The following is a 12596-nucleotide window of genomic DNA, read 5'->3' on the forward strand; positions in this document are numbered from 1 at the left end:
GGAGGATAATCGTTGCAACGAACTTATTTGCCTGACTGGTTGAGCATTGGCCGTCTGACGGCGATCTGTCTGTTCGTCCTTGGCTGCGTTATCGCGGTCAGCGCGCTATCCTACGAAATCGGAACTTTGCGCCGTATGGGATCTGGCTATTTTCCAATGCTTCTGGGCCTTGCGCTTTGCGTGATTGCCGCTGCGATGTTTTTCGAAAAAGCTCAACCGGATGTGGACAAAAAAGAAGCCCGGCAGCCAGGCCTAGCATCACATGGCCGGGCTTTGCTGTTTCCTCTTGGCGGCATTCTGGCATTTGCGTTCCTGATTAAAGTGGCCGGATTTGCGCCAGCTCTGTTTGCCGGAGCTGTGCTGGCCGGGTTGGCAGATCCCAAAAACAGCCTGATTGAATTGTGCATTATTGCCGCGCTCGTCACCGGCTTTGCGGCACTTGTGTTTGTGTATGGACTGGGCATTCCAGTGCAATTGGTGGCATTCTGATGGACGTTTTCGACAATGTCATTTCCGGGTTTTCATCTGCCCTGACGCTTACAAAGCTGATGTATTGTTTCTTCGGCGTGTTTTTGGGAATGATGATGGGGGTGCTGCCCGGCATCGGCGCCATGGCCACCATTTCCATGCTGTTGCCGGTAACATTCTACGTCACGCCGGATGTTGGATTGATCATGTTGGCGGGCATTTATTACGGCGCGCAATATGGCGGTTCAATCTCGTCCATATTGCTGAATTTGCCGGGAACGCCATCCTCTGCGGTCATTTGTCTGGATGGGTATCCAATGACACAGGCCAACCGGGCAGGGCCTGCAATTTTCCTCACCACTATGGCCTCTTTCTTCGGCAGCATGTTTGCCATTCTGCTGCTGTTCACCATAGCGCCTTTGGCCGCGCGACTGGCCCTCAGTTTTGGCGCATCAGAATACTTTGCATTGATGATCTTGGGGTTGGTGGCTGCGGCTTCTCTGGCGCAGCACGGCATTATGCGTGGCCTTGCCATGGTCGTGGTTGGTCTCATGCTGGGGTTGGTCGGATCGGACGTCACCAGCGGCACTTTCCGCCTGACCGCAGGCATATTGGAACTGGCTGACGGGTTCAGCATCATCGCCATGGCCATGGGTCTGTTTGGTGTGGCTGAAATCATGAGCAATCTGTCAGGCGCCAGCCGCAACACGACCACGACCCGCAAAATACCGCTGCGGGATTTGATTCCGACACGCGAGGATTTGCGTCAATCACCGGGGCCGATAGTTCGCGGCGGCGTCATCGGAGCCATCTTGGGAATCTTACCCGGTACGGGCGCGTCAATTGCCTCCTTTGTGTCTTACGGATTTGAAAAACGCATATCGCGTACACCGGAGAAGTTCGGTACCGGGCATGTGCCGGGAATCGTAGCGCCAGAAGCGGCTAATAATGCTGCTGCACAATCGGCCTTCATTCCGACGCTGACCCTGGGTGTACCGGGCGATGCGGTGATGGCACTCATGATGAGTGCGCTGATCATTCACGGTATCCAGCCGGGACCGACGGTCATTACCGATCATCCGGATTTGTTCTGGGGGTTGGTGGCAAGCTTCGTCATCGGCAATCTGATGCTGTTGATCCTCAATCTGCCACTGATTGGCCTGTGGGTGCGGTTGCTGATCATCCCGTATCGTTTTCTTTATCCGGTCATCATCATGTTGATCTGTGTTGGCGTTTTCACTGTGGGCAACAGCCAGTTTGACGTTCTGCAGGTGATTTTCTTCGGCTTGCTGGGCTACGGCATGAAGCTGGTTCGGCTGGAGCCGGCTCCCATGGTGCTTGGATTTGTTCTTGGTCCCTTGTTGGAGGAAAACTTCCGGCGTGCGCTTATTCTGTCTCGCGGCGATCTGGCCACCTTCATCGAGCATCCGATCAGTGCTGGTCTGTTAGTGGTCAGCATTAGCATCATTCTGTTTTCCTTAAGAGGGGAACGCAAAAGCAATAAACTCAAAACGGGTGACGCATGAGCACGCGGCGGCCCAATTTCCTGATGATAAGCACCGATCAGCAACGGGCTGATCATCTGGGCTGCTATGGCGCTAATCTTCTGCAAACGCCGAATATTGATGGTCTGGCATTGCTTGGCACCCGCTATGAAAATGCTTATGTGGCATCGCCCGTTTGCATGCCAAACCGCGCAAGTCTGGTAACCGGCCGCATGCCTTCCGTTCATGGCGTGCGGCACAACGGGCTCAATCTGGATCTGGGTTCCATGACTTTCGCCGAGGCTCTGCGACAGGCTGGCTGGCGCACATCGCTGAGCGGCAAGCCACATTTCCAGTGCGTGACGCAAAACCCTGCGTCTATGACAAATTGCCAGGACGCCGCAACAAAGCCGGAAGCGCGTAGCTGCACAAATGGCCAGTATGATCAGGAGTTGGGCCAGTTCTGGCACGATCATTCGGACCGAGCGCTGCAACTGCCCTATTATGGTTTTGATGAGGTTGATCTGGCTGTTGGCCACGGTGATATCGTTGATGGCCATTACACAGCCTGGTTGCGCGATCAGGGCTGTGACCCCGATGCTTTGAGGGGGCCGGAAAACGCTCTGGATGATGCAGGGCAGGAAACCATACAGGCCTGGCGCACCGCCGTGCCGGAAGAGCTTTATCCCACCCGTTTTATCCAGAACGCGACGATTGAGCGTCTGCGCTCTTATGCCAAGACGCCTGAAACGCCGTTTTTCCACTGGGCCAGCTTTTGTGATCCGCATCACCCCTTCACACCGCCGGGCAAATACTGGGATATGTACAAGCCTGAGGATGTGGAACTGCCGCAATCATTTTATGCCGAGCGGGGGTCGGACTTTGTTCAAAGCCTTGCGCGATCTCGCGCAAATGGCGACGCCAATCCAGCCGGAACATCCGCCATTGCCGTGAGCGAACAGGAACTGCGTGCCGCACTGGCTTTGACATATGGCATGATTGCCATGATCGACGACGCGGTGGGCGATATCATGTCTGCGCTGACCGCATTGGGGTTGGCTGAGGACACGATTGTCATATTCCTGTCCGACCATGGCGATCTGATGGGCGAGCATGGCCTGATGTTCAAAGGGCCATATCACTATCGTGGCATGATCCGGACCCCTTTGATCTGGGCCGATCCGAAAGCCACAAAAAGCCAGGTGATTTCAACGCCAGTCAGCGCAATTGATGTGGCAGCCACAATTCTGGAAACGGCCTCAATTGCCCCTTTCAACGGCATGCAGGGCAAACCGTTCAAGGACCATGCGGGCAACGACATTGCCGCGCGGGAGGCCGTTCTCATTGAAGATGAAGTTCAGTCTGATCTGGCTGGCCACAGCGTGCGGGGCAGGGTCCGCACGCTGCTGTCGGATGGCTGGCGCCTGACCATCTATGACGGTCTCGATAAGGGCGAGTTCTACAATCTGAACGAAGACCCGCATGAACTTCAAAATCTTTGGAATCTGCCGCAAGCCGCGGCCAGACGTGCCGACATGACTGAACAGATGTTGCGCGAAATGCTCTCTCATACAGAGACATCGCCCTTACCCGTCTATTCGGCCTGATCGGAAAATCAGTTTTAAAAGGAGGAAGAAAATGCAGTTTGGAAATCTCATTAGAAAATCAATGCTTGGCGCATTGGCAGTCGGGACAACGGCCATATTGGCCGCAACGTCTCCAGTGCTTGCGGACTATCCGGAGCGGCCGATAACATTGGTCGTCGGTTCATCGCCCGGCTCTGGACCAGACGTTCTGGCGCGCTCCATGTCGGAGGAATTGGCCGCTGCGCTGGGGCAGCCAGTCGTTGTTCAAAACAAACCGGGTGCTGCTGGTAATGTCGCTGCAGAAGCGGTATCGCGTGGCGAACCAGACGGTTACGAAATCTTCATCGGCACCATTAATATGGCAATTGCCACATGGCTGCCTGCCACGCCACCGTTTGATCCGGCAACGGACTTTGCAATTGTGGGGCGTGTGGCTTCCATTCCCAATGTGGTTGTTGTGTCGCCAGATCTTGGCGTGAACACGATTGAAGAATTCGTTGAGCTTGCAAAGTCCAAGCCCGGTGATCTCAATTACTCCAGTCCCGGTGTTGGCTCGCTTCAGCACATGGGCACAGATGCAATGGCAAACATCCATGGAATTGATATCGTTCACGTGCCTTACAAGGGCGGAAAAGCCTCCACCACAGCAGTCCTGGCCGGTGAAGTGGACATGTTCATGGCAGGCATGCCGCCAGCACTGCCTCAGATCAAGGCCGGTGCACTCATTGCCTTGGCCGTGAGCAGCGCTGAGGAATTTCCGCTTCTGCCGGGTGTGCCAACATTGGCTGCAACCGTCATGCCGGGCTATTCTGCGGAAGCCTGGTATGGCCTCTTTATGGCCAAGGGAACACCATCTGAAATTGTGGATGTGGTCAATGCTGCGGCCAACAAGGCTCTTTCAGACCCCGCTGTTGCCGAGCGTTTTGCCAGTGCAGGCGCTGTTGTGCAGACAAGCACGCCTGCAGATTTTGCAGAATTTGTGGCGCAGGAATCCGAGCGCTGGAAGACGAACCTTGAAGAACTCGGTCTGGCTGGAACCCGCTAGGCCAACGAAAACCGGGAAGGCACTGCCTTCCCGGTTATTCATCAGCCACAGTTTGATCTGCATCGGCTTATGAAATTCTGATCAAATGTGCACAAATGTCATATTACAACTGTGAACGACAGGATTAATGTGCCTCACTAAGCTTCGTCTTGGGAGGACTTGATATGACGAAAAGCCCTTGGGCCTATACAGCCTCAAACGCGCCTTATGCTGTTTTTCCGCTTGGCGGTATTGGTGCCGGATCACTAGGCATCGGCGCAGATGGACGCCTCCAGGACTGGGAGGTTTTCAACCGACCCTCCAAGGGCAGCGTGAATGGATTTACCCATTTTGCGGTCAGGGCTGAACGCGCAGGGCAGGTCGTTGATACCCGAATTCTCCATGGGCCTTTCACCGGCAATCGCAGCGGGTCATTTCTGGGTGCCCAGTATAATGCCTTTGGTTTTGGGCCGCGCCGACCACAGATGACGGGATTCCCGTCCTTCCGGAAGTCTACATTGACCGGCCCTTATCCGGCAGCTGACCTGGAATTCGAAGACATCGCATTCCCGGGCACCGTGAAAATGCGGGCATTAAGCCCCTTTATACCGCTGCGTGATCGTGAAAGCTCGATGCCGGTTGCGATGTTTGAAGTGTCCTTTGTGAACGATGGTGACACGCCGCTCGACTACACATTGTTTGGATGCCTCGCCTTCGACTTTGTCGATGTTGGCGCTAATGCAAATGTGACGATAGACACGAGCAAGGGGTTGCGGCTGACCGGGACGACGTCCCATCCATCAGACCATGCCGACCATGCCCAATTGAGCCTTGCAACAGATCATGACGATGTCAGCTTTCAGCATCACTTGTATCGTGGAAACTGGTTTGACACGATGGAGGTTTACTGGGCCGACATCTCAAAGGGTGGCCGCCTGAAGGATCGCAAATATACAGATTTGAAAGGGCTGGAAGCCCACAATCAGGCCGATGCCAATGAGCATTCCCTGATGGCAGCGCACGTCACTGTGCCGCCGGGGGAGACCGGAACCATACGAGTTGCGCTGTCATGGTACGTCCCAAATGTGCAGAAATACTGGATTTCACAATTCCCGATTACTTGCTGCGGAACGCAGGAAACCCAATCCCAGTGGCGCAATTATTATGCAACGGAATGGACCGGGTCAGAGGCGGTGGCCGATGAAGTGCTGGAAAACTGGAACCACCTCACCGAACAAACTCTGGGCTTTCGCGACGCGCTGACAGACACGACGTTGCCTCATGTCATTACAGATGCCGTATCCGCCAATTTGTCCATTTTGAAATCCGCAACTGTTTTGCGGCTGGAGGACGGCACGTTTTACGGGTTTGAAGGGTGTCATCCGTCATCAGGTTGTTGCGAAGGCTCCTGTACCCATGTCTGGAACTACCAGCAGGCTCTGCCGTTCCTGTTTCCCGCGTTGGAACGCTCAATGCGTGTTGCCGATTTTGTGGAAAATCAGGACCCTGAAAGTGGTGGCATGGCGTTTCGCATGGCGCTTCCAAAGGGCATTGGCCGCAGCACGGTCCGACCCTGTGCTGATGGGCAGTTCGGCAATGTCATGAAGGCCTTTCGCGATTGGAAACTCCACGGCGATGACGATTGGTTGAAACAATTATGGCCGCATATTAAAGCCGCCATCGATTTTGCCTGGCATCCGAACAATCATGATTTGTGGGACCCGGACCAGACCGGCATTTTGAGCGGGCGTCAGCACCATACACTCGATATGGAGCTTTTTGGCCCAAGCTCATGGCTTTGCGGTTTCTATCTTGGCGCGCTGGCGGCTGGGGCGCAGATGGCGGAAACGGTTGGTGATACGCAGTCAGCAGAGCTCTATCGAAAGCTGTTTGCCAACGGCAAAAACTGGGTTGGCGAACATTTGTTCAACGGCGACTGGTTCATGCAGCAGATCAATGTTGAGGACAAGAAGACACTTGCACCCTTCGTGACCGATAAAGGGCAGGTCATGCATATGTCGGGCGACATTTACCAGCAATACTGGAGCGATGAGCACAGCGAGATCAAATATCAGATCGGCGAAGGCTGTGCGATTGATCAGGTGCTGGCTGAATGGCATGCCCGTCTTTACGGACTGGAGCATCTGTATGATCCGGACAAATTTGCGACTGCTGTACGCTCTATCTATGAGCACAATTTCGTTGAGCGCATTGGTGATCTTGCCAACCCTTGCCGGGTTTTCGGGATGGAAGAGGAAAGTGGCACGACCATTTGCAGCTGGCCCAATGGCGTGGATCGACCGGTAATTCCTTTGCCATATTCTCAGGAAACCATGCACGGCTTTGAATACGCCTTCGGCTGTCAACTCATGATGATTGGCGAAGTCGACAAAGGTATCCGTGTCTTTGAAGCCGTCCGGGACCGATATCAGGGACACAACCGAAACCCATGGAACGAAATTGAGTGTGGTTCAAATTACGCGCGCTCCATGGCCAGCTATGCTGCCATTCCTGTTTTGACCGGTTTTGAATACGACGCCTCTGCCGCGCATATGGGTTTTGCCCCGGTGCATACCAAGGACGGTCACTTCAAAAGCCTTTGGTCGAACGGTCTGTCATGGGGGCAGATTGAGATCGCGGAGGACACCACAAGACTGTCTGTCCTTGGAGGCGCGCTCTCGATCAAAACCCTGTCCTTGAACGGTCAGGTATTCAGCGCCGAGCACATTGGATCAGTGTTGGGCGTGAAGGCAGAGAAGGGACGGGTGAATCTGGAAGTCGGCACCCATCTTCACCTGTAGATCTGAAAAACTGTCCGACATCTGAAGCATAGCCGCAGCAAAATCATAAGGAGGAAACGCAATGAGAAAACTATTTACATCAGTCGCCTTACTTGGAGCGCTGACAGGTCTGAGCGCTCAGGCGCAGCCGGCAAGCGACATAATTGCGACGCTGAAAGTAACCCAGTGGTCAGCAGAAAATGTGATTTCGGCGACGAGCGCTGCAATCGAACGCTTCAAAGAAAAATATCCCAATGTAACGATTGAGACGCAATACATTCCAGTCGTTGCAGGTAATTGGGGCGACTACAACAACGCGATTATCAATCAGATTGCCTCTGGAAATTCACCAGACATTATTGGCGCAGCGATCGAGGGCTTCGCGCAACTGGCCAGTTCTGGCGTACTGGTCGATCTTGACAGCATTGCCGCAGAAGATGCGGCGGCAAAAGAGGTGCTTGAAGGAATTGAAGCAAACCTTTTGAACGGTATGCGCACCAAGGGAACGGGTCAGCTGAATTTCTTCCCGACCGAATGGAATAACATCGTCATGTACTACAACAAGGATGCGTTTGACGCGGCTGGTGCAGACTATCCGGCATCTGACTGGACATGGGATGATTTTGTCGTGACTGCAAAAGAACTGACCGTACGCGACGATTCAGGCAATGTGACCCAATACGGCTATTTCGTTCCAGGGTTCAACTTTGGCCAGCAACCCTGGTATTTCACAAACAGTGCTGCAATCCTTGATGATGACTGGCGCGAGCCAACTGTGGACACACCGCAATTTCGCGAGTCACTACAATATCTGCATGATTTGATCCACACTCATAAGGTCGCGCCTGCCTATGAATCTGGCGTTGGAACTGAAAAGTTTACAGCTGGACAGGTTGCCATGTTCTCGGCAGGTCACTGGCCTGTCCCGTCTATAAAAGAAGCCGGTATGGAAAATGTTGGTGTGCAGCACATGCCCAAAAACACGGTGCAGACGACTGTGTTTGGCATTGGTGGTCTGTCCATCACCAAAGAGGCAGAAAATCGCGATCTGGCATGGGCTTTTGTGGCTGAGATGACAGGCAAGGAATATCAGAAGAGCCTTGCTGACGGCGGCGCATCCATTCCATCGGCAAGGGAATTTGCCACGACAGAAGAATACGTTGCATGGCCTGACAATTCAGAGATCTTCTACGAAACGGCTGCAACAGCAATCCCTGTTACATCGCCATCCAACTTTGCCACCGTTCAGGAAATCACAGGACGCCATCTGTCCACGTACCTCAATGATGAGGTGAGTCTGGACGATACCATTGCCGGATTGGACCGCGAGTTGCAGCGTGCCATGTCTCGCGTAAAATAGACGTCTCGCAAAAAGGCCTGGCTGTCATCACAGCCAGGTTCAATTTGGGTGCCGGAGCTGGGTTTATGTCAACATTACGCCAACGTGAAATACGCGCCGGCTATCTGTTTGTTCTGCCTGCTTATCTTATTTATCTGGTATTTTTGCTGGTACCTTTGCTGGCAGCCCTGGGGCTGTCTTTCTCGCAGATGGACCGGATCAGCTGGACAATAGATTGGGTTGGGTGGGAGAATTTTGACTGGATTCTCAACGATCCCAGATTTTGGAAGACCTTCCGAAATACGTTCTATTTCATCTCCTTCTCCGTTATTGGCAATGTTGGGCTGGGCTTGCTTGTGGCATTGGCGCTGGACCGGGCCATTCCCGGGCCCGTCTTGTATTTCTTCAGACTGGCCTATTTTCTGCCGGTGCTTGTTTCACTGGCGTTTGTGTCCTTCATCTGGAAGTTCCTCTATTCCACGGATCTTGGCATCATCAATTATTATCTGCGCCAGATTGGCATAGAGAATGTTCCCTGGCTGACCAGTTCCAGCATGGCCATGATTTCGGTTGTGATCGTCGATGTCTGGAAGAATATGGGCTTCTTCGTCATCATTTTTCTGGCAGCGCTTCAGGGCGTGCCGCGCAACCTTCTTGAGGCCGCTGCCATTGACGGTGCGCGCCCCTTTGCTGTGCTCACACGCATAAAAATCCCTTTCATCGCGCCGGTTATCGTTTTCTGCGTGACTTATGCAACAATTGGCGGTCTTCAGGTCTTTGATTCCATCAAGATTTTGACCGATGGTGGTCCGGGTGACGCGACCCGTTCTGTCGTCATGTATATGGTGTCGGAAGCGTTCAGCGCTGGTGACCTTGGAACAGGCGCGGCATCCGCGCTGATCCTTCTCATCACAATCGCATTCGTTGTGGCCTGTCAGATGGGGTTTGTGACATTCATGCAGCGGGGCCGGAGCCGATGAGACCCGCCACACTGTCACAAAACACTGGTTTCGCAGTCAGATTTTACAGCGCCACGCGCGTCATTCATTGGCGGAACTGGATCGTTATGGTCCTCCTGGCTGTGGGTGCAGTCTTCATGCTATTGCCATTTTTATGGACGTTTTCAACCAGTCTGCGACCAGTCGCTGAAGCTTATCGCTTACCGCCCAGTTTCTTCCCTGATCAGTTTGATGTCTCGTCCTATGGAAAGTTGAAGGATGGTCCTATCCCGTTTCTCCCCATGTATTGGAACAGCTTTCTGGTGGCAGCCATCACGACAATTGGAGTGGTGTTTACCAGCGCGATGGCGGCTTTTGCATTCTCCCGCCTTCGGTTTCCAGGATCAAACATCCTGTTTGCCTCAATGCTGATCGGACTAATGGTGCCGCCAGCACTGGTGCTCATCCCGCTGTTTTTCGGGCTGGCCGCATTGGGGCTGATCGACACACTCTGGTCGCTTATCTTACCTGCCCTTGCCAATCCGTTGGCCATATTGATGATGCGCGAGTTTATGCGCAGTCAGCCCCGTGAATATGAAGAAAGCGCCTTTGTCGACGGTGCCAGCTACTGGACCATCTTCTGGCGCATATCATTGCCGCAAATGGGGCCGCCAATTGCGGCTCTCTCGATTATCGTTTTCACCACAAGCTGGAACAATTTCCTGTTGCCGCTTGTGTTCATTCGCTCGTTCGATGTGATGACATTACCGGTCGGTATTCTGTCGCTGTTTGGCAGTTATGGAGCCGAGGAATTGTCTGTCATTCTGGCAGCTGTCGCCCTGTCCATATTACCCCTGTTGCTGGTTTTTCTGATCGCACAACGGTTCATCGTGGAAAGCATTGCCAGTACGGGAGTGAAGAAATGAACGTCGCAATTTACATGGTAGGATCGTAGATTATGCTTGGATCTCAGGCCAGTCAGTATACAGGCTCCATCGCGGGTTATGAAATCGGTGTTCCGGAAATCTTCCGGTTTGGCTACGCTCAGTTTCAATCGTCGGTCGCCACATCCGATGACTGGGCACATCATCAGGGAGCCGAGCTGGTCTTTCTGCTGGAAGGGGATGCCTGCTGGGAGTTGGAAGATGATTTCCTGGTCCCGCTGTCCGCGGGCCAATGCGCATTGTTTCCCTCGCAATTGAAACACCGGATTACCAACGGTATTTATCCTCCCTGTGCCTCTTTCTGGATGGTGATGACAGCTGTCAATGAACAGATCAGGCCCGCTATGCTGACCGACAGCAACCGTACGCTTTTTGAAAGTGCTCTGGGGCGCAGCGGGTTGACGCGGCCAATTTCGGAGCAGGGGCTGAACAGCATCTCCTGTGTTATCCGAATAATGAAAGACAAGCGGATTTACTCTGGCGCGCCGCTTCTGATCTCGGAGTTGAGGGCACATCTGCATTTGATCATGGTCGAAACGTGGAAGGCACATGAAACAAATCCGGGAAATGAATCGCCAGATGAACTGGTGCAAAAGGTCCTGGAGATCATCCACGATGACGTGAATGAATGGCCGCAGGTATCAGTGCTGGCACAGAGGCTTGGCTGTACGCGCGGGCATCTCCATGCCGTTTTTCGGCGCGAGGTTGGAATGGCGCCGAGTGACTATGTGCAACGTTTGCGCATTAAAAAAGCCTGTGAATGGCTCAGCGATGGCGCCCTTTCAATTACGGACATCGCGCACGATATGGGCTTCGCCAGTTCGCAGCATTTTTCAAGAACATTCCGTAAATATCTCGGCCTGACACCGACCGATTATCGCGGTCAACGCTACCGCAGCACGGTGGGATCATGAGCCATCTACAACTGAAAGGCCTCAAAAAATCCTACAAGGCGCTTCAGGTTATTCATGGTGTCGATCTGGAAATCGAGGAGGGAGAGTTTCTGGTCTTTGTCGGCCCCTCGGGCTGCGGCAAATCCACAATCCTGAGAATGATCGCAGGATTGGAAACAATCACGAGTGGCGAGCTTTTGATCAATGGCCAGATCGTCAATGACGAAGCACCCGTAAAACGCGGTGTCGCCATGGTTTTCCAGTCTTATGCGCTGTATCCGAATATGACTGTGAGGCAGAACCTGTCCTTTGGTCTGGAGCAGGCACGGTTGTCAAAACCGGAGATCAAGCGTCTCGTTGACGAAGCCGCCAGCACGCTGAAGATTGAGATGTTGTTGGATCGGCGTCCCGGCGAATTATCCGGAGGCCAAAGCCAGCGAGTGGCGATTGGACGCGCGATTGTCCGACACCCGGATTTGTTTTTGTTCGATGAGCCCTTGTCCAACCTTGATGCGGAATTGCGCGTGCATATGCGCGTGGAAATAAAAGCGCTGCATGAGCGCCTCAAGCGCACAATGATCTATGTGACTCATGATCAGGTCGAAGCCATGACCATGGCCGACCGAATTGTCGTCTTCAGGGATGGTAAAATAGAGCAGGTTGGCACGCCGCTGGAGCTGTATAACGCGCCGGTCAACAAGTTTGTCGCTGCCTTTATCGGCTCGCCGCAAATGAATTTTCTGAACGCGACAGTTTCAGGAGATGAAAACTACGCTCTTCCCGGTGGACAATTGTGCCGTCAATCGGTCGCAACCAGCGCCGTTGGAAGCGATTTCACGCTTGGTTTGCGGCCTGAACATATTCAGCTTGGCGCTCCGGACCAGAGCCTGTTGAAAGGCCGTGTGCTGCTGGTGGAACAGCTGGGGGGTGAGTCGTTTTTATATCTGCAACTGGAAGATCACCCCGATCAGTTTGTTGCAAAAGTTCCGGGCCAGACTGCCGTCAAGACCGGCGAGAGTGTTGGCCTGAATATTGAGCCAAAACTGATGTACCAATTTGATGCAGCAACAGGTGCGTGTCTGCAATCCCCGCAAATGTGATGGCGCGGTGGGACTACGACAACGCCTGATTTACATCGCT

The 12596-nt window shown here is 53.5% G+C and carries 10 protein-coding genes; all 10 read left to right on the top strand.

Features of this window, described 5'->3' with window-relative positions; translation table 11 throughout:
• The first annotated feature begins 12 nt into the window (after positions 1–12).
• The 10 genes from RAL91_RS10915 (at position 13) to RAL91_RS10960 (ending at position 12556) form a co-directional block, all read left to right on the top strand.
• Positions 13–489 (top strand): tripartite tricarboxylate transporter TctB family protein, encoded by a 477-nt coding sequence (locus tag RAL91_RS10915; protein ID WP_306262159.1) that lies wholly within the window; start codon positions 13–15, stop codon positions 487–489.
• Positions 489–1994 (top strand): tripartite tricarboxylate transporter permease, encoded by a 1506-nt coding sequence (locus RAL91_RS10920; RefSeq protein WP_306262161.1) that lies wholly within the window; start codon positions 489–491, stop codon positions 1992–1994. Before RAL91_RS10915 ends, RAL91_RS10920 begins: the two co-directional genes overlap by 1 nt.
• A complete protein-coding gene (locus RAL91_RS10925) occupies positions 1991–3559 on the top strand; it encodes a sulfatase (RefSeq protein ID WP_306262163.1) in 1569 nt (522 codons plus the stop codon). Before RAL91_RS10920 ends, RAL91_RS10925 begins: the two co-directional genes overlap by 4 nt.
• 31 nt (positions 3560–3590) lie before the next feature.
• Positions 3591–4583 carry a tripartite tricarboxylate transporter substrate binding protein gene (locus RAL91_RS10930; protein ID WP_306262165.1) on the top strand — a complete coding sequence of 331 codons (993 nt, stop codon included), beginning with the start codon at positions 3591–3593 and terminating at the stop codon, positions 4581–4583.
• Positions 4584–4747: 164 nt separating this feature from the next.
• A complete protein-coding gene (locus RAL91_RS10935; protein WP_306262167.1) occupies positions 4748–7363 on the top strand; it encodes a GH116 family glycosyl-hydrolase in 2616 nt (871 codons plus the stop codon).
• A 61-nt stretch (positions 7364–7424) separates the two neighbouring features.
• Entirely contained in the window at positions 7425–8702 is a 1278-nt protein-coding gene (locus tag RAL91_RS10940; protein ID WP_306262169.1) for a sugar ABC transporter substrate-binding protein, read from the top strand.
• Positions 8703–8767: 65 nt separating this feature from the next.
• Complete coding sequence (locus tag RAL91_RS10945; RefSeq protein WP_306262171.1) at positions 8768–9661, top strand: carbohydrate ABC transporter permease; 894 nt, start codon at positions 8768–8770, stop codon at positions 9659–9661.
• The gene (locus RAL91_RS10950; protein WP_306262173.1) at positions 9658–10545 is read left to right on the top strand and encodes a carbohydrate ABC transporter permease; all 888 of its coding nucleotides are present in this window, start codon (positions 9658–9660) and stop codon (positions 10543–10545) included. The genes RAL91_RS10945 and RAL91_RS10950 overlap by 4 nt, the downstream gene beginning before the upstream one ends.
• Positions 10546–10577: 32 nt before the next feature.
• The gene (locus RAL91_RS10955; RefSeq protein ID WP_306262174.1) at positions 10578–11477 is read left to right on the top strand and encodes an AraC family transcriptional regulator; all 900 of its coding nucleotides are present in this window, start codon (positions 10578–10580) and stop codon (positions 11475–11477) included.
• Positions 11474–12556 carry an ABC transporter ATP-binding protein gene (locus RAL91_RS10960; RefSeq protein ID WP_306262175.1) on the top strand — a complete coding sequence of 361 codons (1083 nt, stop codon included), beginning with the start codon at positions 11474–11476 and terminating at the stop codon, positions 12554–12556. Before RAL91_RS10955 ends, RAL91_RS10960 begins: the two co-directional genes overlap by 4 nt.
• The last annotated feature ends 40 nt before the right edge of the window (positions 12557–12596 follow it).

This window comes from Pararhizobium sp. IMCC21322 (assembly GCF_030758295.1).
GTDB lineage: Bacteria > Pseudomonadota > Alphaproteobacteria > Rhizobiales.

What these genes read in the sequence shown, in the direction of transcription:
- RAL91_RS10925 (WP_306262163.1), top strand. Translation starts at nt 1,991, where the DNA reads ATGAGCACGCGGCGGCCCAATTTCCTGATGATAAGCACCGATCAGCAA.
- RAL91_RS10960 (WP_306262175.1), top strand. Translation starts at nt 11,474, where the DNA reads ATGAGCCATCTACAACTGAAAGGCCTCAAAAAATCCTACAAGGCGCTT.
- RAL91_RS10930 (WP_306262165.1), top strand. Translation starts at nt 3,591, where the DNA reads ATGCAGTTTGGAAATCTCATTAGAAAATCAATGCTTGGCGCATTGGCA.
- RAL91_RS10935 (WP_306262167.1), top strand. Translation starts at nt 4,748, where the DNA reads ATGACGAAAAGCCCTTGGGCCTATACAGCCTCAAACGCGCCTTATGCT.
- RAL91_RS10950 (WP_306262173.1), top strand. Translation starts at nt 9,658, where the DNA reads ATGAGACCCGCCACACTGTCACAAAACACTGGTTTCGCAGTCAGATTT.
- RAL91_RS10955 (WP_306262174.1), top strand. Translation starts at nt 10,578, where the DNA reads ATGCTTGGATCTCAGGCCAGTCAGTATACAGGCTCCATCGCGGGTTAT.
- RAL91_RS10920 (WP_306262161.1), top strand. Translation starts at nt 489, where the DNA reads ATGGACGTTTTCGACAATGTCATTTCCGGGTTTTCATCTGCCCTGACG.
- RAL91_RS10945 (WP_306262171.1), top strand. Translation starts at nt 8,768, where the DNA reads ATGTCAACATTACGCCAACGTGAAATACGCGCCGGCTATCTGTTTGTT.
- RAL91_RS10940 (WP_306262169.1), top strand. Translation starts at nt 7,425, where the DNA reads ATGAGAAAACTATTTACATCAGTCGCCTTACTTGGAGCGCTGACAGGT.